The sequence below is a fragment of the Polaromonas aquatica genome, from assembly GCF_050626995.1.
Lineage (GTDB): Bacteria > Pseudomonadota > Gammaproteobacteria > Burkholderiales > Burkholderiaceae_C > Polaromonas > Polaromonas aquatica_A.
In genome coordinates this window covers 3171053-3197885 of the sequence record NZ_CP192467.1, presented here as the reverse complement: position 1 = coordinate 3197885, position 26833 = coordinate 3171053, and the positions used below count along the sequence as shown (strand labels likewise).

General features: G+C 63.0%; 22 protein-coding genes, 1 tRNA gene and 1 pseudogene. 11 read left to right on the top strand and 13 right to left on the bottom strand.

Annotated features, from left to right (window positions below; translation table 11 throughout):
• Positions 1-263: 263 nt before the first annotated feature.
• Positions 264-1844: pseudogene (locus ACQ4MS_RS15300) on the bottom strand (ABC transporter ATP-binding protein); the annotation flags it as partial.
• 75 nt (positions 1845-1919) lie between these two features.
• The gene (locus ACQ4MS_RS15295) at positions 1920-2852 is read right to left on the bottom strand and encodes a LysR family transcriptional regulator (RefSeq protein ID WP_431095489.1); all 933 of its coding nucleotides are present in this window, start codon (positions 2850-2852) and stop codon (positions 1920-1922) included.
• A 70-nt stretch (positions 2853-2922) separates the two neighbouring features.
• On the opposite strand from ACQ4MS_RS15295, the gene xdhA reads away from it, so the two are divergent.
• On the top strand, positions 2923-4509 hold the full coding sequence (xdhA, locus tag ACQ4MS_RS15290) for a xanthine dehydrogenase small subunit (RefSeq protein WP_431095488.1): 1587 nt from the start codon (positions 2923-2925) through the stop codon (positions 4507-4509).
• Positions 4506-6926, top strand: coding sequence for a xanthine dehydrogenase molybdopterin binding subunit (gene xdhB, locus ACQ4MS_RS15285; protein ID WP_431095487.1), 2421 nt, complete (start codon positions 4506-4508; stop codon positions 6924-6926). The genes xdhA and xdhB overlap by 4 nt, the downstream gene beginning before the upstream one ends.
• Before the next feature lie 2 nt (positions 6927-6928).
• Here the strand turns inward: xdhB and ACQ4MS_RS15280 are convergent, their stop codons facing one another.
• Complete coding sequence (locus ACQ4MS_RS15280; RefSeq protein ID WP_431095486.1) at positions 6929-7267, bottom strand: antibiotic biosynthesis monooxygenase; 339 nt, start codon at positions 7265-7267, stop codon at positions 6929-6931.
• Between the two features lie 113 nt (positions 7268-7380).
• On the opposite strand from ACQ4MS_RS15280, the gene soxR reads away from it, so the two are divergent.
• Positions 7381-7854: a redox-sensitive transcriptional activator SoxR gene (gene soxR, locus ACQ4MS_RS15275; protein ID WP_431095485.1), complete on the top strand. Its 474-nt coding sequence runs from the start codon at positions 7381-7383 to the stop codon at positions 7852-7854.
• Between the two features lie 10 nt (positions 7855-7864).
• On the opposite strand, the gene ACQ4MS_RS15270 is transcribed toward soxR, so the two are convergent.
• The 7 genes from ACQ4MS_RS15270 to ACQ4MS_RS15240 all read right to left on the bottom strand — a co-directional run bounded on the left by ACQ4MS_RS15270 (position 7865) and on the right by ACQ4MS_RS15240 (position 14134).
• A complete protein-coding gene (locus tag ACQ4MS_RS15270) occupies positions 7865-8968 on the bottom strand; it encodes a hypothetical protein (protein ID WP_431095484.1) in 1104 nt (367 codons plus the stop codon).
• A 119-nt stretch (positions 8969-9087) separates the two neighbouring features.
• Entirely contained in the window at positions 9088-10146 is a 1059-nt protein-coding gene (gene rtcA, locus ACQ4MS_RS15265; RefSeq protein WP_431099600.1) for an RNA 3'-terminal phosphate cyclase, read from the bottom strand.
• A 10-nt stretch (positions 10147-10156) separates the two neighbouring features.
• On the bottom strand, positions 10157-10552 hold the full coding sequence (locus tag ACQ4MS_RS15260) for a zinc-ribbon domain containing protein (protein ID WP_431095482.1): 396 nt from the start codon (positions 10550-10552) through the stop codon (positions 10157-10159).
• 43 nt (positions 10553-10595) lie between these two features.
• Positions 10596-11828 (bottom strand): RtcB family protein, encoded by a 1233-nt coding sequence (locus tag ACQ4MS_RS15255; RefSeq protein WP_431095481.1) that lies wholly within the window; start codon positions 11826-11828, stop codon positions 10596-10598.
• A 13-nt stretch (positions 11829-11841) separates the two neighbouring features.
• A complete protein-coding gene (locus ACQ4MS_RS15250) occupies positions 11842-12345 on the bottom strand; it encodes a hypothetical protein (protein ID WP_431095480.1) in 504 nt (167 codons plus the stop codon).
• 274 nt (positions 12346-12619) lie between these two features.
• The gene (locus ACQ4MS_RS15245; RefSeq protein ID WP_431095479.1) at positions 12620-13771 is read right to left on the bottom strand and encodes an SPFH domain-containing protein; all 1152 of its coding nucleotides are present in this window, start codon (positions 13769-13771) and stop codon (positions 12620-12622) included.
• A gap of 291 nt (positions 13772-14062) precedes the next feature.
• Positions 14063-14134 (bottom strand) — tRNA-Ile (locus ACQ4MS_RS15240).
• Positions 14135-14489: 355 nt separating this feature from the next.
• On the opposite strand from ACQ4MS_RS15240, the gene rtcR reads away from it, so the two are divergent.
• A complete protein-coding gene (rtcR, locus tag ACQ4MS_RS15235; protein WP_431095478.1) occupies positions 14490-16085 on the top strand; it encodes an RNA repair transcriptional activator RtcR in 1596 nt (531 codons plus the stop codon).
• 29 nt (positions 16086-16114) lie between these two features.
• On the opposite strand, the gene ACQ4MS_RS15230 is transcribed toward rtcR, so the two are convergent.
• Positions 16115-16624, bottom strand: a complete 510-nt coding sequence (locus ACQ4MS_RS15230) for an Lrp/AsnC family transcriptional regulator (protein WP_431095477.1) — start codon at positions 16622-16624, stop codon at positions 16115-16117.
• Positions 16625-16839: 215 nt separating this feature from the next.
• On the opposite strand from ACQ4MS_RS15230, the gene ACQ4MS_RS15225 reads away from it, so the two are divergent.
• The 3 genes from ACQ4MS_RS15225 to ACQ4MS_RS15215 all read left to right on the top strand — a co-directional run bounded on the left by ACQ4MS_RS15225 (position 16840) and on the right by ACQ4MS_RS15215 (position 20440).
• Positions 16840-17856 (top strand): 1-aminocyclopropane-1-carboxylate deaminase, encoded by a 1017-nt coding sequence (locus ACQ4MS_RS15225; RefSeq protein WP_431095475.1) that lies wholly within the window; start codon positions 16840-16842, stop codon positions 17854-17856.
• 135 nt (positions 17857-17991) lie between these two features.
• Positions 17992-18972: a Bug family tripartite tricarboxylate transporter substrate binding protein gene (locus ACQ4MS_RS15220; protein ID WP_431095474.1), complete on the top strand. Its 981-nt coding sequence runs from the start codon at positions 17992-17994 to the stop codon at positions 18970-18972.
• Positions 18973-19006: 34 nt separating this feature from the next.
• Entirely contained in the window at positions 19007-20440 is a 1434-nt protein-coding gene (locus ACQ4MS_RS15215; protein WP_431095473.1) for a M20 family metallopeptidase, read from the top strand.
• 21 nt (positions 20441-20461) lie between these two features.
• Here the strand turns inward: ACQ4MS_RS15215 and ACQ4MS_RS15210 are convergent, their stop codons facing one another.
• Positions 20462-21073 carry a helix-turn-helix domain-containing protein gene (locus ACQ4MS_RS15210; RefSeq protein ID WP_431095472.1) on the bottom strand — a complete coding sequence of 204 codons (612 nt, stop codon included), beginning with the start codon at positions 21071-21073 and terminating at the stop codon, positions 20462-20464.
• 112 nt (positions 21074-21185) lie between these two features.
• Here ACQ4MS_RS15210 and ACQ4MS_RS15205 point away from each other — a divergent pair, with 112 nt between their 5' ends.
• From ACQ4MS_RS15205 to ACQ4MS_RS15195, 3 genes are all read left to right on the top strand, one after another.
• Positions 21186-22319 (top strand): NAD(P)/FAD-dependent oxidoreductase, encoded by a 1134-nt coding sequence (locus tag ACQ4MS_RS15205; RefSeq protein ID WP_431095471.1) that lies wholly within the window; start codon positions 21186-21188, stop codon positions 22317-22319.
• 85 nt (positions 22320-22404) lie between these two features.
• On the top strand, positions 22405-23403 hold the full coding sequence (locus ACQ4MS_RS15200) for a Bug family tripartite tricarboxylate transporter substrate binding protein (RefSeq protein ID WP_431095470.1): 999 nt from the start codon (positions 22405-22407) through the stop codon (positions 23401-23403).
• 13 nt (positions 23404-23416) lie between these two features.
• The gene (locus ACQ4MS_RS15195) at positions 23417-24934 is read left to right on the top strand and encodes an amidase (protein WP_431095469.1); all 1518 of its coding nucleotides are present in this window, start codon (positions 23417-23419) and stop codon (positions 24932-24934) included.
• Positions 24935-24998: 64 nt separating this feature from the next.
• On the opposite strand, the gene ACQ4MS_RS15190 is transcribed toward ACQ4MS_RS15195, so the two are convergent.
• The gene (locus ACQ4MS_RS15190) at positions 24999-26363 is read right to left on the bottom strand and encodes a glycerate kinase type-2 family protein (protein WP_431095468.1); all 1365 of its coding nucleotides are present in this window, start codon (positions 26361-26363) and stop codon (positions 24999-25001) included.
• A 133-nt stretch (positions 26364-26496) separates the two neighbouring features.
• Here ACQ4MS_RS15190 and ACQ4MS_RS15185 point away from each other — a divergent pair, with 133 nt between their 5' ends.
• On the top strand, positions 26497-26829 hold the full coding sequence (locus ACQ4MS_RS15185) for a DMT family transporter (RefSeq protein WP_431095467.1): 333 nt from the start codon (positions 26497-26499) through the stop codon (positions 26827-26829).
• Positions 26830-26833 lie beyond the last annotated feature (4 nt).

Genomic DNA, 26833 nt, shown 5'->3' with positions numbered 1-26833 from the left:
AACAGCTGATCAACAAGCGCATCCGGATCGACCTCGTATTCAGGTGCCTTTTTCAAGGATGGGCTAAAGACTCTAGCCAGCAATTTTTCTCCAGCGAAGGCAAAGAGGGAATCATGTGAGGCGGAATATTGCAGAAAGCCGGATGCCTCAATCCGATCAATCAAGGAACGCAAGGATTCCTCCTGTATTTTTGGATATGTAATAGCCAGCGGGCCGGCTTGATCGTCCGCACTACAGCACGCCTGACGATGTACTTCTATGACGGCAGAAGTGCGTCCGGCAGACGATTCGACATCCGAATTTCCAGTCGACGCCGTCCACAATCCGCTCATCCACTGCCCCACGAGCTCCACCGTGGCATCGGCGCGCGGCAGCGACGGTGAGAGCTGGCCCTTGGCCATCACATAAAGCCTGTCGCAGATGTCAAACAGTTCTTCGAGCTCTTCGCTCACCACCAGCACCGCACAACCGGTGTCGCGCAGCTTGAGCAGCTCGCCCCGTATCTGCGTGGCCGCACCCACATCGACGCCCCAGGTCGGCTGCGAGACGATCAGCAGTTCAGGCCGCGCATCAATCTCGCGGCCCATGATGAATTTCTGCAGGTTGCCACCCGAAAGGGATTTGGCCACTGCCTGCGGACCGCCGGACTTCACCTTGTAGTCAGCAATGATGCGGGCGGCCTGCGCCTGCAAGGCACCTCGGTCGAGCCAGCCGCCCTTGCCCACAGCTTCCTTGCGCGTCAGCAAGAGGTTGCGCGCCAGCGAAAGCGACGGCACGGCGCCGCGGCCCAGGCGTTCCTCAGGCACAAAATGCAGGCCCAGCGCACGCCGGCCGCCTGGCCCGAACTTTCCCACAGGCTGTCCCTTGACCGTGATTGCCTCGCTGGCTGCGCGAGTGTCTTCGCCCGACAACGCATAGAGCAATTCCTTCTGGCCGTTGCCCGACACACCGGCAATGCCGACCACCTCACCGGCCCGCACCTCCAGCGCGACCTGGTACAGGTCGACACCGAACTGGTCTTCCTTTTGCAGGTCGAGCTGCTTCACGTCAAGCACTACGGCACCGGCGCGCACATCGCGGTGCTCCAGCGCGGGCGGCTCGGCGCCAATCATCAGACGGCTCAGCGAGGCATTGGACTCCTGGCGCGGATCGCAAAAGCCGGAAACCTTGCCGCCGCGCAGCACCGTGCAGGCAGTGCACAGCGCACGGATTTCATGGAGCTTGTGGCTGATGTACAAAATACTGCAGCCCTGTGCGGCCAGGGTCCTCAGCGTCACAAAGAGGTTCTCGACCGCCTGCGGCGTCAGCACCGACGTGGGTTCGTCCAGGATCAGCAGCCGCGGATGCGTGAGCAGCGCCCTGACAATCTCCACCCGCTGGCGCTCGCCCACGCTCAGGGTGTGCACGGGGCGCGTCGGGTCCAGCTGCAGGCCATAGGCTTGCGTCGTCTGCAGGATGCGCTGCGAGACTTCGGCCAGCGTGAGGTGTTTGTCCAGCCCCAACCAGACGTTCTCGGCCACCGTCAGCGTGTCGAAGAGGCTGAAGTGCTGAAACACCATGCTGATGCCCAGCGCCCGCGCCTCGTTCGGGTTGCGAACAGCCACCGGTTTGCCGTCCATCTCCACGCTGCCCGCGTCGGGCTTGACCGAGCCGTAGATGACCTTCATCAGTGTGGATTTGCCCGCGCCGTTTTCGCCCAGCACGGCGTGGATTTCACCGGGCTGCACCACCAGCGAAATGTCGTTGTTGGCGACCACACCGGGGTAGCTTTTGGTGATGCCGGAAAGCTGCAGCCGCGGCGGCCGGCCGGGCAGGCTGTCAATCTGGGGCGAGGCTGCGGTCATTGTCTCTGGGTATCCGGTGTTGTCTTGAATTTATAGGTATTCTGGCTGCACCCCATGTAAAACGGGCGCAAGCAGCTATTCTTTTCGTAGCATTGAAGCCACGGACTTGACACGCTCGCGCAGCCACCGGGCCGAGTTGGAGGCGTGTGTGCGTTCGTGCCAAAGCTGGTAATACATCATGCGGGGAAAGGCGATCGGACTGGGCAGTATTTTCACCGGCAACAGGCCGGCAAAACGTTCGCAATACTGACGGCCAGTGGTCATCACCAGCAAGCTTGATGCCACCATGGACGGCATGAGGCTGAAGTGCGGGCAACGCACCGTGATGTTGCGCACCATGCCCAGGGTGTCAAGATGCTCGTCAATCACGCCTTTGGCGCCGGGGTGGGTGGCAGTGGGTGCAATGTGTTCGGCCTCGAGCCAGGTCGCGGCGTCCCAGCCGCGGCGCACGGCCGGATGGTCTTTGGCGACCAGGCAGACCACTTCGTCGCCGAAAAGCCGCGCCATGTGAAGGTCGTCGGGCGGCGCAGCCCAGTTGCCGATGACGATATCCGCCTGGCCTTGCGCCAGATGCGTGCGGTAATCCGATTCAGCGGACAGCGGGTGAATTTCAATATGGCAGCTGGGCGCCTGGGACTTGATCTGCGCCACCAGCTGCGGCAGGAAGGACGGATCCAGGTAGTCGCTAGCCGCCAGGCGAAAGGTAGTCTGCGCCGTGGCTGGGTCAAACCCGCGCGCATCGCTGAACAGCATGCCGGCTGCACGCAAAATGCTGGCCGAGGGCTCGATCATCCGCAGGCCCGCGTCAGTCGGCACCATGCCGGAGCCGGACCGCACCAGGATTGGGTCACCCGCCAGCGCGCGCAGGCGCTTGAGCGCCGCGCTGACAGCGGGCTGGTACATGCCCAGGCGGAGGGCGGCGCGTGATACGCTGCGTTCGGTAAGCACGGTGTTTAAGACCCTGATGAGATGGAGGTCTATCTTGTCGAAAAGCGCCTGGTCTTTCATACCTTTTCACCCATGCGGTTGATATGCACTTTTGTATGCCGGCCGCAGCAAGGCTGTTTTAACCTGAAGCATGGCTGTCCCATCATTTTCCAGACCCATCCGCTTCGTCAGGCGGGGTGAAGTTGTTTCCGTCAGCAATGTACCACCCAGCCGCACCCTGCTGGAGCTGCTGCGCGAGGACCTGGCCTGCACCGGCACCAAGGAGGGCTGCGGCGAAGGCGACTGCGGTGCCTGCACCGTGGTACTGGGCGAGGCGGCAGGCGGCAAGCTTGAATACCGCGCCATCAACAGCTGCATTCGCCTGGCGCATTCAATAGACGGATTGGCCTTGTGGACAGTAGAGGATATTGCCCCCACGCTTTTCACTTCGCCTTCGGCTTCGTGTAATGCGCTGCCCCCCGAGGGGGCGCTGCGCCTGCGGCCCGGCAAAGCCGGTTCCGCGGCCCCTGCTGGCGTGGGAGAAGACACCAAACCAACACTGCACCCTGCCCAGGAAGCTATGGTTCAGTGCCACGGCTCCCAATGCGGCTTTTGCACCCCCGGCTTCGTGATGAGCCTGTTTGGCATGTACCAAAACCACGTCTGCAGGGGCGAACCCATCACGCGTGAGCTGGCGCAGGAAGAACTCTCGGGCAATCTCTGCCGCTGCACCGGCTACCGGCCCATCCTGGAGGCTGCGCAGACCATGGGCAGCCTGCCTTCGGTGCAAATTGACGAGGCGAGTTTGCTACAAAAATTGGAGCTGCTTGCGCCCGTCCCTCTTGGGCGGGAGGGCGATTTGGCTTACAAATCACCCACCACGCTGAAAGCCTTGCTGCAGGCCCGCGCCGCCCACCCCAACGCCCAGCTGGTGGCCGGCTGCACCGATGTTGGCTTGTGGGTCACCAAGCAGCACATGCAGTTTGACAAGGTGCTGGACGTCACCAAAGTACGGGAACTGCGCCGCATCGAAGACTACCCGCATCACACCGCCATAGGCGCGGCCGTGACCCTGGCTGACGCCTACGCGGCACTGGTCAAAGACCGACCGCAGTTGCACAACTTCGCAGCCCGCTTTGCCGGCCTGCCGGTACGCAACTCAGGCACGCTGGGCGGCAATGTTGCCAACGGCTCGCCGATCGGCGACTCCATGCCCTTGCTGATTGCGCTCGGCGCCAACATCGTTTTGATGAGCGTGCGCGGCCACCGCGAAATGCCGCTGGAAGCGCTTTACACCGGCTACCGTAAAAACGTGATGGCGCCTGACGAAGTTCTGGCCTGGGTCAAGGTGCCCAAGCCGCAGCCGCTGGAAGCCATGAAGGTCTACAAAATCTCCAAGCGCTACGACGACGACATCTCTGCCGTCTGCCTGGCCATCAACCTGCAGATTAAAAATAACACCGTTATCACCGCTTCCATTGGTGCGGGCGGCGTTGCAGCGACGCCGGTGCGCGCCATCCAGACCGAGGCGGCACTGAGGGGCCAACCCTGGACGCAGGCCACCGTGCAGCACGCCATGGCGGCGCTGCGCGCCGAGTTCTCGCCTATTTCAGACATGCGGGCAAGTGCCGCCTACCGCAGCCAGGTGCTGGGCAACCTGCTGCAGCGCTACTGGCTCGAAAGCCAGGGCCTGCAACAGATCAACCTGGCCAGCTTCCGGCTGGAGGAAGCCGCATGACTGCCGCGAAAGACATCTCCCCCAGCCGCGATGCGATGGCCGACCCGGACGTGCAATCGGCCAATGCCCGAGCCGACAAGGCGTCTGAAGCCGGCCCCACTGAAAAAGCATCGCTGGCCCGCAAGCCTGCCAGCGTGCAGGCAGCGGGCCGCTCCACACCGCATGAAAGCGCGCGCGCGCAAGTTGCCGGCGCTGCCACTTATATCGATGACATCCCGGAAGTGCGCGGCACCCTGCATGCGGCACCCATTCTTTCGACCGTTGCGCACGGCAAGCTGCTGGGCGTTGACACCACTGCCGCGCTGGCCATGCCGGGCGTGCGTGATGTGATCCTGGCGCGCGACATTCCGGGCGACCCGGTGCTTGGAAACTTCTCACACGACGAACCGGTGTTTGCCCAAGACACGGTGCAGCACATCGGCCAGGTGATTGGCGTGGTGGTGGCCGATACCGTCATGCAGGCGCGCCGCGCCGCACGCAAGATAGTGTGCAGGATCGAGCCCCTGCCTGCCCTGCTGACCGTGCATGACGCACTCAAAGCTGAGAGTTATGTATTGCCGCCGGTTTTTGTGAAACGCGGTGATGCGGCAAGCGCCTTGAAAAATGCCCCGCACACACTGCGCGGCACGCTCGAAGTCGGCGGCCAGGAGCATTTCTACCTCGAAGGCCAGGTTGCCTACGTGGTGCCGCAGGAACAGCAGCAATGGCTGGTGTACTCCAGCACCCAACACCCGGGCGAAATCCAGCACTGGGTATCGCACGCACTGGATATCGCCAACCACGCGGTGCGGGTTGAATGCCGGCGCATGGGCGGCGGCTTTGGCGGCAAGGAAACGCAGTCAGGCCAGATGGCCGTCTGGGCCGCCGTCGCTGCCCACAAGCTGCATTGCCCAGTCAAGCTGCGGCTGGACCGCGACGACGACTTCATGGTTACCGGCAAACGGCATCCGTTTGCCTATGAATACGACGTGGGTTTTGACGACACTGGCCGGCTCAGCGGGCTCAAGCTGACCATGGCGGTCAACTGCGGCTTCAGCGCCGACCTGTCGGGCCCGGTGGCGGACCGCGCGGTCTTCCACGCTGACAACGCCTACTTCCTCGAAGACGTAGAGATCGCCTCTTACCGCTGCAAGACGAACACGCAAAGCAACACGGCCTTCCGTGGCTTCGGGGGGCCGCAGGGCATGATCGTGATTGAAACCATCATGGGTGACATCGCGCGTACGCTGGGGCTGGATCCACTGGAGGTGCGTAAACGCAACCTCTACGGCATCGGAGAGCGCGACGTCACGCACTACCAGATGAAGGTCGAGGACAACATCCTCAATCCATTGCTATCAAAACTGGAGCAGACTGCACAATACCGACGCCGGCGAGAGGCCATTTCTACCTGGAACAAACGCAACCCGGTGATCAAGCGCGGCATCGCCATCACCCCGGTGAAATTCGGAATTTCCTTCACCGCCACCCTCTTCAACCAAGCCGGCGCGCTGGTGCATGTGTACACCGATGGCAGCGTACAGGTCAACCACGGCGGCACCGAAATGGGCCAGGGGCTCAACACCAAAGTCGCGCAGATCGTGGCCGACGAGCTGGGCGTGCCGTTTGGGCAGGTGCTGGCCACGGCCAGCGACACGAGCAAGGTGCCGAACGCGTCGGCCACCGCGGCGTCTGCCGGCACCGACCTGAATGGCCGCGCCGCCCAATACGCCGCACGCAATGTGCGCGACAACCTGGCGCAGTTTGTGGCAGGTCTGGACCGCTGCGGCGCGGGCGCCGTGCGTTTTGAAGGCGGCGAAGTCATCACGCCCGCAGGTGCTCGGCCCTTCACTGAGGTCGTGAAGCTGGCTTACGCCAACCGCATCCAGCTGTGGAGCGACGGCTTTTACCGCACGCCCAAAATCCACTACGACAAGACCACCCTCACCGGCCGGCCTTTTTATTACTTCGCCTACGGCGCCGCCTGCACGGAAGTCGCCATCGACACACTGACGGGCGAAAGCCGCGTGCTGAAAGTCGACATCCTGCATGACGTGGGCACGAGCATCAACCCGGCCATCGACATCGGCCAGATCGAAGGCGGATTCATACAAGGCATGGGCTGGCTTACCACCGAGCAACTGGTGTGGAACGACAAGGGCCTGCTCACCACGCACGCCCCCAGCACCTACAAGATCCCCGCGACCGGCGACGTGCCCGAACACTTCAAGGTCGATTTGTGGCCCGAACCCAACCGCGAAGACAACGTCTTCGGCAGCAAAGCCGTCGGCGAGCCGCCGCTGATGCTGGCAATCAGCGTGTATGAGGCTTTGCGGGATGCGGTGGCTTCCGCCGCGCAGCCAGGCGAGTGCGTGTTGCTGGAGGCACCGGCGACAGCCGAGCATGTGCTGGCGGCACTTGGCCGCGTTGAGCGCTGACGTCAAACCCGGCTGTAAAACCCCGAGTCACCCCGTACGCCCAGCTTTCGGCGGAAGGTGGCCGGGTCAAACCCCTCCTCCTCAAACCTCCCTTGCATCACGGCCTGCGCCGAGGCCACCGCCTGGGCGTTGGCCCATTCGACCACCGTCACCACATTGAACTGGCCATCGCCACCCGTCTGCGTCAGCACGTGTTTTTGCTGGCAGCCCGGCAGCGTGGCCAGGATTTGATGGGCGCGGCGCAATTGCGCGACGAACTCGGGAAGCGACTCTGCGGGTACGACAAATTTATCGACGCGAAAGACAGGCGCGGATGCATCGGTGTGAAGGACATCGGGCATTGAGGAATCTCCTTGAAAGTTGCAGGCCGGGATTGAGCACCGGAACCAGCAGCCTAAGACCTCAAGTAAAGTTGAGGTCAAGGACTATCTGCAAACATTTCAAGGAGCGCCTGATGAGCACAAAACTGGAAGATGCCGGCTTCGCCCCCACACTTTCAGTCGGCGACATGGCACGCCGCAGCGGCGTGGCGGTGTCTACGCTGCATTTCTATGAGACGAAGGGGCTGATCAGCAGCAACCGCACCGACGGCAACCAGCGCCGCTATGCGCGAGAGATGCTGCGGCGCGTGGCCTTTGTGCGTGTGGCGCAGAGGGTGGGCATTGCGCTGGCCGATATCGAGGCGGCGCTGGCCACACTGCCCGCCAAAGCGGCGCCCAGCCGGGCAGACTGGGCGCGCCTGTCGGCCGCCTGGCGCAAAGACCTGGACGAGCGCATGGCGCAACTCAAAAAACTGCGCGACACACTGGACGACTGCATAGGCTGCGGCTGCCTGTCGATCGACAAGTGCAGGCTGCGCAACCCTTATGACAAGCTGGGCGACAGGGGCGCCGGGCCGCAGCGGCTGTGGGTCAAGAAGGCAGCTTAAATCGGGGCAATTACACGGCCCGGTTCAAATCCACTTCCAGGCCGGCGCGCTTCATCTCGCGTGCCAGCAACAGGCGCCACAAGCCTTCCTCGTCGACCGAAATGCTGGTCGCGCCCTTCAGCACGTCCGGCAAGTTGTCGTCTTCAGAAAGCAGGCAGGCAATGCGGCCGCGGCCTATCGCCGCGAGCATGAAGCCTATGGCCAGCATGGCATCGGGTGCGTTGGATTTGTTACCCGGCAGAAGGAGCAAAAACGCCACATTGCGCAGGCCTTCGAGCTGGTCGATGGAGACGGCGTCGAGTATGGCCGCCTCCAGTCCCAGTTGCTCCACGAACTCGCAGGCGTCACCCACGGCATCGCCGCCCAGCCCAAGGATAGCTACGCGAGAGCCGGAAACGGCTGGGGACGCAACGGCAGAAGAGGAAGGGGAATCGGTCTTGGACATGGGCATCCTCGCTGGAGTGGAAGGTGTAGGCGCGGAAGGCGGTTCCGGTTCCGGTTCCGGTTCCGGCGCTGGCGCTGGCGCTGGCGCTGGCGCTGGCGCTGGCGCTGGCGCTGGCACAGGCACAGGCACAGGCACAGGCGGTGGCGGCAGTGCAGGTGCAGGTGCAGGTGCAGGTGCAGGTGCAGGTGCAGGTGCAGGTGCAGGTGCAGGTGCAGGTGCGGGTGCGGGTGCGGGTGCGGGTGTTGGTGCGGGTGTTGGTGCTGGCGGCGGTGACACCGGTTTTGGCTCCGGCACCGCGATGCCATTGAGGAAGTCATTCAATAGTTTCTTCGCCGCATTCGTCCGCATGATGGCCAGGTCTATCCCCTGCTTGACCTTTTGCTGACGTTCGTCATCCGAGAATCGGTCACCGAAAGTTTTGTCCAGCAAGAAGTCCTGGATCGTCACGGCGAATTGACGGTACTCGGTTGTGCCCGTGCCGAAGGCGTCAGCCAATGTGGTGTTGACTTTCTTTTGCAGGGACTCCACGCTCGAATCCCAGCCCGTTTGTGTCACCGATATTTTGAAGGCCCGCAGAATCTTGATCTGCCGGTTGACCTTTTCGATCGAGTTCTCGATCTGGGCTTTGTCGGGGGCGCCGGATGGTAGTGTATTTTTGCCATTGGACATGCAGGTTCCTCGTACGACCAGCCCATACTGTAAAGCTTCTAGGGTCTGGGACTAAAACGCCAACTGCACGACAGTTTTTCATATGGGCATGTACCAGCCCGGAAATGACCAAGCCCCCTTCACACCTGCAGTGAAATCACCGTTCCGCCATCGCATGGCTCGTATGAAAACTTCACAGGCAGGAAGGCCTCAATGGTCCGCGCGTTGGTGCGGGTGTGCTCGGTAAGCTCTGTCGCCCAGTAGCGGCCCACCTTGCCCTGCAGGCCCGCCAGTGCCATGGGAATCATCAGCTGATCCGCCAGGTGTGGGCCCACTGGCGCCTGGTGCGACAGGTAGTCCTTGACCTCCTGCAGCACGCGGCGTGCAACCTGCTCGGCACTGACACTTTTTTCGCCATAGGCCGCAAAGACCTCGGTGATGTGTTCATAGCGCAGGACGGCCACCAACGCATTGCCCGGCCCTTCGTTGCTGCGCAGCCCGCGGTTGCGCAGGCGGCTTTCGTCCCAACCCAGCCCCTGCCGAAGCACAGCCAGCTCGCGCTCAGCGACGCCTTTGGGAAGGCCGGCATGCAGGCACTCGGCATAGGACTCCAGCAGCTCGCCGCGCTCCATGAGATCGATAGGCGCGAAGCCTTGCGCAGGCGGACTCAGGCGCACGCGCACCTCTCCGCCGCCTGCCGGATAAAACCCATGGCGGCGCAGTTCGATCTCAAACAACACCTGCCGGTTACCGGCGAAATACGGCGCCAGCAGGGTCAGAAAAGAGCACGACGGCGCCATCGGGTTGTGTGTCCCCCCGCTGAGCAGCAGCGTGGAGGCCGCCTTGGCATGCAGCAGCGGCCACAGCACGGTTTGCAGCACCAGCATGCAGCTGCCCGCCGAGCCGACGGCAAATTCATAGTCGCCCGCACGCACCTCGCCGGGTGTGAACAGCAGCGTGGTTTCACCAATCCGCACGGCCTCGCCGGCGGAATTGACAGCAGAGATCTGGCCAGCGCCGCCACCTACCGCCACAGCTGCATTCACGCAGGCCAGGTGCTGGCGCATCAGGCCCGGCTTGGGCCGTTTGGCACGGATGTTGTCCATGCGGAACGCCTTGCCAGTCACCAGGCTGAGGGCCAGCGCCGTGCGCAGAATCTGCCCGCCGCCTTCGCCCTGCGAGCCATCGAGTTCAATCATGTTTTTAACTTCAGTTTTCATTGTTCTTCTTTTCCATCTTCAATGCCAAACCCGCCTGGCTCACGCGCCGCGCCTCTTCGACCCGCGCACGCTCCAGCAGACGGCAAGGACGGCAACGCACGGCGCGGGTCTCGATACGGCCTTTGGCAATTTCGTACCACCACTTCTGCTGCTTGGCCGTCCATATCTCGTGTCCGCCGCAATCCTTGCAGACAAAGGGCGTGTCGATGTAGAACGAGGGCAGCGCACTCCAGGTGGTGTTGTGCGCCAGTTGCGCAAGGTCCACCGCCACGCCGCCCAAAGGCACTGACTTTGTCGGAATAGATGGGTTAGATGCCCGCGCGGCGCTCAGGCGTACCAACCGCCTGGCTTTGATTTCCTCCCGCCGTTGCTTCCCGCTCTTCATCACATGTTCCTTTTTTCAGCTGTCCTGGCGCAGCTGTCGATCACTATCCCTTCACACACACCACCTGCTTGAGCGTGTAGACCACTTCCACCAGGTCGCTCTGCGCCAACATCACGGCGTCGATGTCCTTATAGGCCATCGGGATCTCGTCGATCACGTCGGCGTCCTTGCGGCACTCAACGCCTTCGGTCGCCTTGATCTGGTCGTCCACGGTGAATTGTTTCTTCGCTTGCGTACGGCTCATGGTGCGGCCAGCCCCGTGGCTACAGCTCATGAAGCTGTCGGGGTTGCCCTTGCCGCGCACGATGAAACTCTTGGCACCCATGCTGCCGGGAATGATCCCGAGCTCTCCCGCCTTGGCGCTCACGGCGCCCTTACGGGTCACAAACACCTCTTGCCCGAAGTGTGTTTCTTTCTGCACATAGTTGTGGTGGCAGTTCACCGCTTCCAGGTGCGTCTCGAAGGGCTTGCTGATCACCTTGCGCAGCGCGCCTATGGCCGCCTGCATCATCACCTCGCGGTTCAGGCGCGCGAACTTCTGCGCCCAACCCACGCCGCGCACATAGTCGCCAAAGTACTGCGAACCTTCTTCGAGGTAAGCCAGGTCCTTGTCAGGCAGGTTGCGCTGGTGCAGTTCCGCGTCCTTCTTGGCGAGTTCAATGAAGTGGGTGCCAATGGCATTGCCCACCCCACGCGAACCGCTGTGCAGCATGATCCACACCCCGCCGCTTTCGTCGAGGCACACCTCGACAAAATGGTTGCCGCCACCCAGGGTTCCCATGTGGCGGTGGTTGTTGGTGTTCTTCAGGCGCGGATAGTCCAGGCATAGCGCTTCAAACTCATCCACCAGCTGGCCCCAGGCCGCATCGGCCGCGCCCGGCGGATTCGTCCAGGCCCCGACTTCGCGTACCGAGCCGTTACGGCGGTAAGTCTTGGGCGCGGATCCGTGCGGCACGGCTTTTTCGATTTCCGTACGCAGCGGCCCGAGATTGTCGGGCAGGTCTTCAGCGCGCAGCGTGGTCTTGCAGGCCATCATGCCGCAGCCGATGTCCACGCCGACCGCCGCCGGAATGATGGCCTTGAAGGTCGGGATCACGCTGCCGATGGTGGCGCCCAGGCCGTAGTGCACGTCGGGCATCACGGCCACGTGCTTGAACACGATGGGCAGGCGCGCGGAGTTCTCCAGCTGCTTGAGGGCCTGGGCTTCCACCGGCACGCCGTTGGTCCACATCTTTACCGGCACACCGCCGGTGACTTCGTGTTGTTGATAGTTCATTTTTTCTCTCTTTTTAATTCTTTGTCGTCATCCGTTCCAAATCGATCAACCAGCACCCACCTTCGTGGTTGGTAGCCAGGGCCAGTTGGCCCGGTATGAGGGATACAAAGCCCTCCAGCAAGGCCCCTTCGGAGCCCCGCTCGCACGAGCACAAACGTGCCCTGAGCTGCGAAAGCGCCAATGTTTCGACACTCTCACGGCTATGGCCACAGGCCAGCACATGCACTTCGCGCACCTTGCGCGCCTGCGCCAACCTTATCGCCTGGTCTACCATCGCAGCCCACTCCATGCGCGGCGGCAGGCTTTCGTACACGTCGCAAGGCCAAACACGCCAAGGCAGGATTTTTCGCCATTTCTCCGGCTTGCCCTGCAATAGCGAGACCCAGCGTTCGGCATAGGCCGGGGCTACGCGCGCGAACAGCGCGGTGAAGTCTGCCAACTGCGCGTCGGTGACAAGCCTGCTCGCAGCATCACACATTGCTCTGGACAGTTCCGGCAGATTCTTGTTCGTTTTCATCTACTTCTTTTCACGGCTTCAATTTTGGTGGACGCGGCGGGATTCGAACCCGCATCAATACGGCGACCACGGTGTTTTACGCCTGTGGCCCAGCTGACTGTTGGAAACGCGCGCCAGTGACAGACCCGTCATCGGAGCCAGCACCTGCATCCTCAACCTTGCCCGTCAACCGGCTTGCCCGCCGCACCCGGTGTTACCCGGCCTGCCGGCAATCAACATTTTTGGCAGTGGCGCTCCCTTCTGTGCCAGCGCGCCCTTGTTCTCGTTCAATAGCTCAACGCAGCTTCACCAGCCCGTTGAGCACCTGATCAAGGCCTCCGAACACGGAGATCTTGTCGATACGCTCGGCCACGCGCTCCAGCGTCTCCAGCTCCTTCATGCGCAGGACAATCGGGTTGTCCTCCATGATTCTGGCCGTGTTGAGCAACGAACGCGTTGCGGCGGTTTCCTCGCGGCGGCGGATCGCATTGGCCTGGGCCGACTTCTCGGCTTCCACCACCTGCGCCAGGATGGCCTTCATCTCGCCGGGCAGGATGATGTCTTTCACACCCAGGGTTTCCAGCTTCAGGCCGGCGCCTGCCAACCGCGCACGGGTGTGCTCAGCAATCACGTCATCCAGTGCGGCCTTGTTCTCCAGCAGCTCATCGAGCGTGCGGGTTCCTACAGCCACGCGCAGACCCAACTGCAGTTCGCGGTAGATCTGCTCAGACGGCTTTCCCCACTGGGCAAAAGCCTTCAGCACATCTTCATAGCGCCAGGTGGCCGACAGGTTCAGGCGCAGGCTCACCTTGTCGCGGGTGAGGATTTCCTGCCCGCTGACTTCCAAAGCCTGCGAACGCAGGTCGATGCACTCGACGTCAACCTTGCGGCCGTAGCGCCAGAAGCCATAAGCCCCTGCGCTTAGCAGCCCGGCTACCTTGCCGTCCAGCGTCAACACGCCGGCATGGAAATCAGGTACCTGCACCAGAAGCACGCCGTCCAGCCCCTTCACCGGGCGCTGGCGCAGTTGCGTCTGGCCCAGAGTCGCCACGAGGCCGGCGGGCAGCTTTTCGCTGTTCGCCACACCCTGGTCGATATCGACCACGTCGATACGGATGTCGTTCAGGCCCTTCCAGTAGAGCTTGCGGGTTGCGGGCGCCAGCACTTCGACCAGCAAGCCGTTTTCATAGCGCAGGCCTGCCTGCGAATCCGACAGCGCGGCCAGCACAAATTCCTGGGCCACAACAGCGGGCTCCCTGGCCATGAAGTAATCGGCCAGGCAGTGCGTGAAAGCCGCCTGCTCCATCGCGAAGGTTTCCACGCGGACCTGGTCGGCGCCGGTATACACCCAGTGTTTACCGGGCTGCAGCACGCGTTCGAAATCGCCATTGCGCAGCAGCAGGCCGCGTTCGTTTTTCTTGATCTTGTATTGCTTTAATCCAAACATTTTTCTTCTTCCTTATTCTTTTGCGTTATTTTTTCAATTCAACAAACCAATAGTCCGCACCGGCAACAGTGGCGGACTTGGGGTGCGGGCACTTTCGGGTGAGGAACCTCGACGTGAATCCTTCGATGTCACGCCGGGCGTCTTCACTGTCCGGTGTCGCAGTACCTTCGCACTGGCCACTGTTGCCGGTGGGTTCTGGCCCCGCAAGCCGCGGCGGTTTCCCGTCGCACCTTGCATCCACTTTTCCCACTCGCGGCACGTCTCACTTCCAATAAGCTGATTTTTTACGTCAGCGTTCGGCGGGAATCGAACCCGCGACAGTCGTGTGATTAGCACGATGCTCTACCTTCTGAGCTACAGAACAATGGCACCCGGGAATCGAACCCAGCGGGGCGGCTCCTCTATCCGAGCCGCCCCTTGACCACATGCCTTGGTGCCAGCGCATCGGTTGTCGCGGCATACAGGAGACCCAAGACAACCCGGGGCTTCCTGCACCAGCGGGGCCCGGTTTTCCGGAAACCCCTGCTTGTGAGCGAACAACTTTCTCATCTGACATCCTCTTTATTGCAGGCGCCGTGCCAGCTTGCCCAAAAGCTTTTCGCCAAATCGGAAGTGGGTTGATTTGATTGGTTATTTTTCTTGTTCACCGCAAATTTCCTCCGAACTACAAGCATCAAGATTCCTATTTTTCTATCTTTAAAGCTAGTACATTAGAAAGATGAAGAAAAAGGTCGTGATAGGTTTTCTGGGTACTCAACTGGATTCGGGCCTGAGTACTTCGCGTTGGGAGAAATGGCGGCCCACGGTTTCCATCGCGCAACATGAAGACCTGGTCGTCGACCGGCTGGAGCTGATGCACGACGCGCGCAACAAGGCACTGGCCGAGCGGGTGCGCGACGACGTCGTGCAGCTCTCGCCCGGCACCGAGGTCCGACTGGTCGAGATGAACCTGGCCAATCCCTGGGATTTCGGCGAGGTCTACGGCGCGCTGTATGACTGGATGGGCGCTTACGCCTTCGACACCGAGCGCGAGGAGTACTGGGCTCACATCACGACCGGCACGCACGTGGCGCAGATCTGCCTGTTCCTGCTGGTCGAGGCCCGCTTTATTCCCGGCGTGCTGTTGCAGACGGCGCCGCCACGTGGCCGACAAGGCCAGGGCGCAGGCAGTTACGAGTTGATCGACCTGGACCTCTCACGCTACGACGCCATCAATGCGCGGCTGGCGGTGGCGCACCAGGATGCCGTGTCCTTCCTCAAAAGCGGTATTGCCACGCGCAACACGCGCTTTAACACGATGATTGAGGAGATCGAGCGCATTGCCGTCCAAAGCAAAGCGCCCATTTTGCTGACCGGGCCCACGGGCGCAGGCAAGTCCATGCTGGCGCGGCGCATCTTCGAACTAAAAAAATCACGCCACCAGGTCAGCGGCAACTTTGTCGACGTGAACTGCGCGACGCTGCATGGCGACGGAGCTGGCTCCACATTGTTCGGCCACAAGAAGGGTTCGTTCACCGGCGCGGCCAGCGACCGCCCTGGCCTGCTGCGCACGGCCGACAAGGGCGTGCTGTTTCTCGACGAGATCGGCGAGCTGGGCCTGGACGAGCAAGCCATGCTGCTCAAGGCTGTCGAAGAAAAACGTTTTCTGCCCGTAGGCGCAGACAAGGAAGCTGAAAGCAGCTTTCAGCTGATTGCCGGCACCAACAAGGACTTGCGCCTGGAGGTGGCACGCGGGCGTTTTCGCGAAGACCTGTTTGCGCGCATCAACCTCTGGACCTACACCCTGCCCGGCCTCTCCCAGCGCCGCGAAGACATCGAGCCAAATATGGACCACCAGCTCATGCTGGTCTCCGAAGACCTTGGCCGCAAGATCCGCATGACCACCGAAGCGCGCGCCGCTTATTTGCGCTTCGCACAGTCGGGTGAAGCTGTCTGGACCGGTAATTTTCGTGACCTCAGCGCATCGATCACGCGCCTTGCCACGCTGGGCGACAACGGGCGCATCGGTGTAGGCCTGGTGGAAGCCGAGATCGCGCGGCTGCGCTGGCAGTGGCAGGCGACGGAGCAGGAAACCGGCGAAGCCGCTGTATCACTCGCCGAATTAATGGGCAGCGCCGCGGACACGCTGGATTATTTTGACCAGCTGCAGCTTCAGGCCGTGATCGAGGTGTGCCACAAAAGCGCGTCCCTCAGCGATGCCGGGCGGGCCTTGTTCAATGTCTCGCGCACGCAGCGCAGCGTGGTGAACGACGCCGACAGGCTGCGCAAGTACCTGCTGAAGTTTGACCTGAGCTGGGAAAAGCTCTCAGCCTGACCAGCACTGGATCAGCACTAGACCGGCACTTAGATCGGCAATTGCGTGGTGGAGAGCACCTGCTTGAGCACCATGAAGGTACGCACCTGCCGTACGCCCGGCAGATACAGCAGCTGCTCCGCATGGAGGCGGTTGAAGCTGTCGTTGTCGCGGGTTCGCACGAGCATGAAGTAATCGAACTCGCCGGTCACGACGTGGCATTCCATGCAGCCCGACACCGTCTGCGCCGCCTTTTCAAAATTGGCAAACGACTCGGGTGTTGACCGGTCCAGCACGACGCCGATCATGACCAGCATGCCGACGTCAAGCAGGTGCGGGTTGAGCAGTGCCACCACGCCCTTGATCAGCCCCAGCTCCTTGAGCCGCTCCACGCGCCTCAGGCATGCGGGTGCGCTCAGGTTCACCTTGGCCGCCAGCGCCACGTTGGACACCGAGGCATCGCGCTGAAGCGTCCTGAGAATCGCCCGGTCTGTACGGTCCAGCGCCTCCCTGAGGGAAGCTGGTTCGGTGCTTTTTGCGCGTAATTTTATTGTGCTCATTCTGATTTTTACAAAATAAATATCATAAATACCTACTCTAAAGACACCTTAGTTTTGAATTTTAGGGAAACTTTGCAACCACCATTTTGCCATTTGTTTTTAGTATTGGCTTCATCGGAGCATCGATAGAGCAATTGAAGAAAGGGGTGGGCATGCCGTCTTTATTCGCCAGTCTCGATGCCTGGATATCCGCCTTAAACCCAGGAGCCATTTGCATGAATCTCAAGAAATTTCCCCGCCACTCACTGACCTTCGGCCCCACGCCGATCCAGCCACTCAAGCGGCTCAGCGCCCACCTGGGCGGCAAGGTCGAGCTTTTCGCAAAGCGTGAGGACTGCAACAGCGGGTTGGCTTTCGGCGGCAACAAGACGCGCAAGCTCGAGTACCTCATTCCTGAAGCGCTGGAAGGCGGCTACGACACGCTGGTGTCCATTGGCGGCATCCAGTCCAACCAGACGCGCCAGGTGGCAGCGGTGGCGGCGCACCTGGGCATGAAGTGCGTGCTGGTCCAGGAGAACTGGGTGAACTATTCCGACGCGGTGTATGACCGCGTGGGCAATATCGAGATGTCGCGCATCATGGGCGCCGACGTGCGCCTGGACGCGGCCGGTTTTGACATTGGCATACGCCCCAGCTGGGAGCAGGCCATGGACGACGTACGTAAAGCCGGCGGCAAACCCTTCCCGATCCCGGCCGGCTGTTCGGAACATCCGCGCGGCGGACTGGGATTCGTCAGCTTCGCCGAAGAAGTGCGCCAGCAGGAAGCCGAGCTGGGCTTCAAGTTCGACTACATCGTGACCTGCTCCGTGACCGGCAGCACGCAGGCCGGCATGGTGGTGGGTTTTGCGGCGGATGGACGCGCCGACAAGGTCATCGGCATCGACGCCTCGGCCAAACCCAAGCAGACCTTTGACCAGATCCTGCGCATCGCGAAGGGCACGGCGGAATTGGTCGAACTGGGCCGCGACATCACAGCCAAGGACGTCGTGCTGGACGACCGCTTCGGCGGTCCGGAGTACGGCCTGCCGAACGAGGGAACGCTGGAAGCCATCCGCCTGTGCGCCCGCATGGAAGGCATGCTGACCGACCCGGTCTACGAAGGCAAGTCCATGCACGGAATGATCGAGAAGACGCGCCTGGGCGAGTTCCCGGCAGGCTCGAAGGTGCTGTATGCCCACCTTGGCGGTGTCCCGGCGCTCAACGCCTACAGCTTCCTGTTTCGCAACGGCTGAAAGAGCCGCGGTGACCCGCCCCCCACCGCAGCGGTGATCGATCCACCGATCGATCACTGCTGACACGCCACCGACACCGATACCGACATTCACACTGACCCAGAGCCTTTGATTTTTTCCTGATGAAAGCAAGCCATGAAGCCAGCCCTAAAGTCCCTTCGTTTCCTTTCCGTACTGTTGCTGGCCATGCTGGCGGCAACGGGAGCCTGGGCGCAGGCCTATCCGGTCAAACCCATCACGCTGGTCGTGCCTTTCCCTGCGGGCGGCGCGACCGACATCGTGGGCCGGCTGGTGGGGCAGAAGCTCGGTGAACGGCTGGGGCAGCCCGTCGTCATTGAAAACCGCGCCGGCGGTGGCACCATCGTGGGCGCCGGCTATGTGGCCAAAGCTCCGGCGGACGGCTACATCCTGCTCATCAGTTCGGGCTCGACGTTCACGGTCAACCCGGCCATCAACAACAGGCTTCCCTACGACCCCGTCAAGAGCTTTGAGCCCATCGCGCTGACGGCGCGCGTGCCGCTGATCCTCGTGGCCAATCCGCAGGTGCCTGTCGCCAACATCAAGCAGCTCATCACGGCCGTGCAGGCGTCGCCGGGAAAGTACATGTACGGCTCGTTCGGCACCGGTACCACGGGCCACTTTGCGGGTGAACTCATCCTCAACGCCACGGGTCTGAAGATGGAGCATGTGCCCTACAAAGGTAGTACGCCCGCCATCACCGACCTGGTCGGCGGGCAGATCCCGTTTTCCCTGGACACGGTCGCGGCCACGCTGCCGCACATCAAGGCCGGCAAGATCAAGCCGATAGCCGTGACCGCCGCCAGGCGCTCTACCTTGCTGCCGAATGTGCCGACTGTCGCGGAGGCCGGCTACCCGGGCTTCGACGCGGACTCGTGGCTCGCCATCGTGGCGCCGCGGGGCATTCCGCGCGAAGTGAGGGTTCGCCTTGAACTGGCGCTCGCCAACACCATGGCCGACCCGGAGGTCAGGGACAAGCTGCTGGCCAGCGGCCTGGAACCCGCTTACGCCCCGGCCGCCGCGGTTGCGGCCTTGATAGACCACGACCTTCCCCGCATGCGCGCCACTGCACAGCGCGCCAATATCCGCTCGGAATAAAACGCTCCCCACGCATTTCTCACCCTTCCGACCCATGAGCAGAGACGATGCACTGGCCAGGGCGGCCGCCTATTTCGATGACGGCCATTTCCTCGAAGCGCTGTCGCGCCGCGTCGCCGTCCGGACCGAAAGCCAGAATCCGGCCAGTGGACCGGTGCTGCACGCCTACCTGGGCGAACACATCGCGCCTCAACTCACGCAGCTCGGATTCACGCACCGCATCCTTGACAACCCGTATGCCGGGGGCGGGCCCTTCCTGCTGGCTACACGTAGCGAGCCCGACGCGGCCTTCAGCGTGCTGACCTACGGCCACGGCGACGTGGTGCGCGGCCAGGAAGGGCAATGGCGCCAGGGCCTTGACCCCTGGCGTGTGTCGGTGGAAGGAGACCGCTGGTATGGCCGCGGCACCGCGGACAACAAGGGCCAGCACACCATCAACCTCGTCGCGCTGGCGCAGGTGCTGGCCGCGCGCGGCGGAAAGCTCGGCTACAACGTCAAGATCGTCATGGAGACCGGTGAAGAAACCGGCTCGCCGGGCTTGCGCGAGTTCTGCGCCCTGCACCAGGAGGCGCTGGCCGCCGACGTATTCATTGCATCCGACGGTCCCCGCGTGGCCGCCTCCAGCCCCACCCTGTTCCTGGGTTCGCGCGGTTTTTTCAACTTCAGCCTGCGGGCGCACTTGCGGGATGGCGGCCACCATTCCGGCAACTGGGGCGGCCTGCTGCGCAACGCCGGCACACGTCTGGCCCACGCCATCGCCAGCCTGGTGGACCCCAAAGGGCGCGTGCTGGTCAAGGGGCTGCTGCCTGCCTCACTGCCGGCCAACGTCAGGGATGCCCTGCAGACGATCACCGTCGGGGGCGATCCGGGTGACCCGGCCATCGATAGCGACTGGGGTGAACCCGGCCTCACACCCACCGAGCGGGTTTACGGCTGGAACACCGTGGAAGTGCTGGCCTACAAGACCGGCAACCCCGACGCACCTGTCGGCGCCATTCCCGGCCACGCCTTTGCGCTATGCCAGATACGCTTCGTCGTGGGCAGTGACAGCGGTAATTTTGTGGCGCATATCCGCGAACACCTTCTCGCCCAGGGCTTCGACGACATCGACGTACAGCCCGAAGGCGAGCCCATGGCGGCCACCCGGCTTGATCCCGATGACGCCTGGGTACGGTGGGGCCTGGATTCCATCCAGCGCAGTACCGGAAAAGTCCCTTCACTGCTGCCCAACTTTGGCGGCTCACTACCCAACGATGTCTTTGCCGAACTACTCGGCCTGCCAACCCTGTGGTTCCCGCACTCTTACCCGGCCTGCAGCCAGCACGCCCCCAATGAGCACCTGCTGGGCAGCGTGGCGCGCGAGGGCCTGCAGATCATGACGGGCATTTTCTGGGACCTGGCTGAGAGCGGCCATGACGTCGTCCGGCATCGCGCCGGCTTTCAGTCTCCCCCGGCCGGCCCTACATAAGCCAATGCGCGGATGCCGCGGCTACTCGGTCATCACCACCAGCACCTGGGCATCGCTGCGGCTCAGGGAAAGATAGATATGGCCGACGCCGCTGTCGAAGTAAGCCGACTCGTGGCGCCCCACCTCGATGATTTCACCGGTTTCGAATTCGATCCGCACCCGGCCCGACAGCACTGTGAGGAACTCCTGCCCCGGATGCCGGACGAAATCGGAGAACTGGTCGCGCGCCCGGGCCAGGATGCGGCCGTGCATCGGCGTCATGCGCTTGCCGGGAAAACCGGCGGCCAGCGCGCGGTAGTCGTAGTTACCCGATCTGTAGGCCGGCGCATCGCCGGCATCGGACCAGACCACCACGGGTCTGGCCGCACCAGGCTGAGGCGACGCGACCCGCGCATCCAGCAACTGCCCCACGTCCAGCGAGAGCGCCCGGGCCACAGCGGCCAGCTTTTCATAGCTGACCGAAATCTGGCCCAGTTCCATCTTGGACAGGGTGGACAGCGCCACGCCGGAACGCCCGGACAAGTCCTTGAGAGTCAGCCGTCGCGCCTTGCGGTGCGCGCGCAGGCTCAAGCCCAGTTGCACCCTGTCCGCTTCAGGGGCGGCAGCGGGCGGGCGGGCAGGACGTGGGGCCATGGTGTTTTCCCTTTGTTTGGTGCAAATCAGGCCGGAACCCGGTAAATCGGCTGGACAGGCATGATTCTCGCATGTGAGAATTCTCAAATGCGAGAATTTGGTGAAAGAGTGAATGAAAGAATATGACATCCTGATCGTCGGCGCCGGCATTGCGGGCGCTTCCCTGGCCTGGCGCCTGGCCGGGCAGCGCAGCGTCGCGCTGCTCGAGCGCGAGTCCCAGCCGGGTTACCACTCTACGGGCCGCTCTGCCGCCATGTTCATGGAAAGCTACGGCCCGCCCATGGTGCGGGCGCTGACGCGCGCCAGCCGCGCCTTCTACGAGCAGCCGCCCGAAGGCTTCGCACCCGACCTGATGCAGCCGCGCGGCGTGATTTACCTCGCCACCCACGGCCAGGAAAAGGAACTGGCCCACACCCGCACGGAGCTGTCGCCAAGCTGCACCGGCCTGGCGACCCTGGACGCCGGCACCACACTGGCCCACGTGCCCTGCCTGCGTCCCGATCTGGTGCACGGCGCACTGTACGACGCCGGCGCGCAGGATCTGGACGTGCATGCCCTGCACCAGGGGTTCCTGCGCGGCTTTCGCCGCAAGGCGGGCGCCGACGGCGAAGTGCGCACCAGCGCGGGCGTGACCCGGGCCACGCACGACGGCCGCTGCTGGACCGTGGAACTAGCTGACGGCCGGACGCTGCGCGCGCGCACCGTGGTAAATGCCGCGGGGGCCTGGGCCGACGAGCTGGGCGCCGTGTTCGGCGCGCGGCCCATAGGTCTGGTGCCGCACAGGCGCAGCGCCTTCACCTTCAAGGGGCCCGAGGGCGTGGACGCCTCGCACTGGCCTGCTGTGGTGGGCGTGGACGAAAGCTATTACTTCAAGCCCGACGCTGGCCAGTTGCTGGGCTCGCCTGCGAATGCCGACGCTACAGTGCCACACGACGTGGTGCCCGAGGAACTCGACATCGCCATGGGCATACACCAGATTGAAAGCGTGTCGACCCTCACCATACGCCGGCCCGCAAGCACCTGGGCCGGCCTGCGTTCTTTTGTGCCCGACGGGGAAATGGTGATAGGGAACGACGGCGAATGCCCCGGCTTCTTCTGGCTCGCAGCGCAGGGCGGTTACGGCATCCAGAGCGCGGCAGGCGCCAGCGCGCTGGCCGACGCCCTGATTCGCCAGGCGGCACTGCCCGAAGAGTTGGCCCGGCAAGGCGTCGATGCCTCCAGGTTGTCACCTGCGCGGTTGCGTTAACCCTGGAACCGCTTTTCAGAATCTCTCCCTCTCCACATACCCACTTTCCCACTTCCGATTGATCCAATCTTCAACGAGGCCTACCATGCAACACATGTCCTTTAAAGCAATGCGCCGCACGCTGATCGCCAGCGCCTTCTTTTCCTGCGGGCTTGCCGCTACGGTTGGGCCGGCCCAAGCCGCCGATTTTCCTGATCGCCCCGTCACGCTAGTAGCACCCTTCCCGGCTGGGGGCGCGGCCGATGTGCTGACGCGCATCCTGGGCAAGGCATTGGGGGACCAGTTGGGCCAGTCCGTGGTGGTCGAAAACAAGCCGGGCGCCGGCACCGCCATTGGCGCGGCCGCGGTGGCGAGCGCCAAACCCGACGGCTACACCCTGCTTGTGAGCTCAAACTCCACGTTCACGCTGAACCCGGCGTTGCAGCCCAAGCTGAGCTACGACCCCGTCAAGGGCTTTGAGCCCATCGGCATGGTCGGCTCGGTGGCGTTGGCCTTGCTGGCGCATCCGTCAGTGACGGCAACGGACGTGCGGCAACTCGTGGCCGCGGCGAAAGCCAGCCCGGACAAATACCTCTACGGCAGCTTCGGCAACGGCACCAGTTCCAATTTCGCCGGTGCGATGTTCAATACGGCAACGGGACTGAAAATGACCCACGTGCCATACAAGGGCTCAGCGCCCCTGATGACCGACCTGATGGGCGGACAGATTCCGGTTTCTTTCGACACCGTGGTGGCCGCGTCACCGCAACTGAAGGCCGGCAAGGTGCGCGTCCTGGCCGTGGCCATGAACAAACGCTCGGCCTTGCTGCCGAATGTGCCAACCATGGCCGAAGCCGGGTACCCCGCCGTCGACATGAATGCGTGGCTGGCCGTGGTCGCACCCAAGGGCCTGCCAGCCCCGGTGAAGGCGCGGCTTGAAAAAGCGCTGGCGACGCTGATGGCCAACCCCGAGACAATAGAGAAGCTCAAGGCGGCCGGCTTTGAGCCCGGGTATGCCGCCATTCCCGATTGGGCTGGCATGGTCACAGCGGAAATTACGCGCATGAAAGCTTTGGCCGAACGTTCGCAAATCAAAGTCGACTGAACAAAACATTGCCATGCCATCCACTCTTCCCGACCTCTCCGCCGTTGAACTCCGCCGACTGATCGGCAACCGCGAGGTGTCGCCGGTGGAGCTGATGGACGCCTGCATAGGCCGCATCGAAAGCCTCAACCCCGCCATCAACGCGATCTGCGCGACCGGCTTCACACAGGCACGCGAGGCTGCGCGCGAGGCCGAGGCGCAGGTCATGCACGGCGGCCCGTTGGGACCGTTGCACGGATTGCCGCTGGGTGTGAAGGACCTGCAGGACACCGCGGGCCTGCTGACCACCTACGGCAATGTCGGGCTGCGCGGCAACATTCCAGTGAAAGACAATTCGCTGGTGGCCAAATTGCGCGCAGCGGGTGCCATCGTCACGGCCAAGACCAATGTGCCCGACATGGGCGCCGGTGCCAACACCCGCAATCCGGTGTGGGGCGCAACGGGCAACCCCTTCAACCCCGCGCTCAACGCCGGCGGTTCTTCCGGCGGCTCGGCCGCCGCGCTGGCCGCCGGCATGCTGCCGATCTGCACGGGCTCCGACACGGGCGGCTCGCTGCGCATTCCGGCGGCGCTTTGCGGTGTGGTCGGCCTGCGGCCTTCACCCGGTCTGGTGGCCAATGACGCGCGGCCGCTGGGCTGGTCCGTGATCTCGGTGCTCGGGCCGATGGGGCGCAATGTGGCCGACACGGCGCTGCTGTTTGCCGCCAGCGTGGGGGCGAATGCACACGACCCGCTCTCTTATCCAGTGGACGCCTCCACCTTCTGGCCCCTGAAGCAGGTGGATCTTTCAAGCCTGCGCGTAGGCACCACGGAAGACTTCGGGATGTGCATCGTGGACCCGGAAATCCGGCGCGTGTTCCGCCAGCGCGTGGAAGCCATCCGGCCACTGGTGGCCAACTGCGAGCCGGTCGACCTGCAACTGGGCGACGCCGACCGCGCCTTCGACACCTTGCGTGCCGAAAGCTTTGTGGCCGCCTTCGCCGAGACCTATCGCAAGGCCCCTGAAACGCTGGGGCCCAATGTGCGGGACAACATGGAGATAGCCGCCGCCATCACGCTGGCGGACCGCGCCTGGGCGCACCTGGAGCAGACACGCATCTCGCGCCGCTTTGCCAAAGCCTTCGAACAGTACGACCTCATCCTGGCGCCCACCACACCGGTGACGCCCTTCCCCTGGACGGAGCTGTATGCCGGCAACATCGACGGCCAGGCCATGCGCAACTACTATCACTGGCTGGGCCTGACTTATGTGGTGACGCTGGCCACCAACCCGGCGCTGGCCCTGCCCTGCGGCAAAGACGAACACGGCATGCCGTTTGGTTTGCAGGTCATCGGGCGCCTGCATGGCGATGCGCAACTGCTGGCAGCGTGTCAGGCGCTGGAAGAGGTCTTTGAGACCGATGACAGCTTGCGAAGGCCCCAAGCCGACTTGCAGGTTTTGCAGGAGGCGCGGCCGGAACTCAAGTCCATCGTCACGCATCCGCCGGAAATCAGCGCGGCGCCCGGCATGGGTGGTTTCACGGCTGTGTGAGGATTTTTTTGCCCGGTTTATGCACCAAACAGGCCCGCAGCGCAGGCAGAATCTGCGCGAGCAGCTATAAAATCAATAGCGCACGGAAGTCATTGACATTGGTGTGCGTCGGTCCGGGAATCACCAGCCCACCCAGCGGTTCGAAGTAGCCATAAGCGTCATTGCGGTCCAGGTACTGGTCCAGCTTCATGCCTTTGGCAAGTGCGCGCTGCAAGGTATCGGGCGCCACATAGGCGCCCGCGTTGTCTTCCACGCCGTCAATGCCGTCTGTGTCGGCTGCCAGTGCATACACACCGCTCTGGCCTTGCAGGGCCAGCGCCAGGCCCATACAGAACTCGCCGGCGCGACCGCCTCTTCCACGTTGTTCGCGTGGCGTGCCTTCGGGCTGCTTGCGCACTGTCACGGTGGTTTCACCGCCGCTCAAGATCACGCAGGGCTTGCTGAAGGGCTGGCCCTTCATCGCCACTGCGCGGGCCAGTGCCGCATGCACCTTGCCGACTTCGCGGGACTCGCCCTCCATCTCGTCGCTGAGGATGTAGGTCTGCAAACCGGCTTCGCGCGCCACGGCGGCGGCGGCCTCCAGGCTTTGCTGGGGCGTGGCGATCATGTGTACTTCATGGCCTTTGAATGCCGCGTCACCGGGCTTGGGCGTTTCCAGCGCGCCCTGCTCCAGCAGGCTCATGATGGCGCCCGGCACTTCGATGCCGTAGCGCTGAAGAATGGCCACTGCGTCGGCGCAGCTTGTCGCGTCGGGCACCGTGGGGCCGCTGGCGATGATGGAGGGGTCGTCGCCCGGCACATCGCTGATGGTGAGCGTCACCACACGCGCCGGCGCGCAGGCCGCAGCCAGGCGCCCGCCCTTGATGCGCGAGAGGTGCTTGCGCACGCAGTTCATCTCGGAAATGTTCGCGCCGCTGTTGAGCAGCGCCTTGTTGATGCGCTGTTTGTCTTCCAGCGTCAGGCCTTCGGCCGGCAAGGTCAGCAGCGCGGAGCCGCCACCTGAAATCAAACACAGCACCAGGTCGTTTGCCGTCAGGCCCTGCACCATGGCCAGGATGCGCTGGGCCGCTTCGAGGCCGGCCGCGTCGGGCACGGGGTGCGACGCTTCGACGATCTCAATGCGTTGCTTGAGGCCTTCAGGCCGCGGCGGAATATGGTGGTAGCGCGTGACGACCAGGCCTTCAAGCGGCGCATCGGACGGCCACAGGGCTTCGACCGCCTGCGCCATCGAGCCGCCGGCCTTGCCCGCGCCGATGACGATGGTGCGGCCGCCGCTTTCGGGTGTGGGCGGCGTGGGCAGGTAGCGCGCGGTGTTCTCCAGCGGCAGTGCGCGCCTGACGGCGGCCTGGTAGAGATGCTCCAGGAATTCGCGCGGCTGCTTTGCCGGGTCGGGTGTGGGGGCTGGGGTGAAAGTCTTTGCTGCAGTCATTGAAATGTCTCCACCCCGGATTGTGCCGTGGTAACCGGGCAGTAACCCGGCAGAAGGGGAGGGTGTTTTAAGGGCAATGCGCTGAAGCCCGTCCCTAGAATCGTTCGTCACCACCACCCAAGAAGAAAGCAGCATGAACTCCTACCTCGCCTTGGGCATCGCCATCATTGCCGAAGTCATTGCCACCACGGCCCTGAAGTCCAGCGACAGCTTCTCGCGGCTGGTGCCTTCCTTGATCAGCATCGCCGGCTACGGCATTGCACTTTATCTTTTGACGGTAGCGATGAAAGCCATCCCCACCGGCATCACGTATGCGATCTGGTCGGGCCTGGGCATCGTGCTGATCAGCATCACCAGCTTTCTCGTTCACAACCAGAAAATCGATCTCTGGGGCATGCTCGGCATGGCGCTGATCATTGCGGGCGTGGTGGTACTCAACCTGTTCTCGAAGTCGACCATGGCGTGATGCG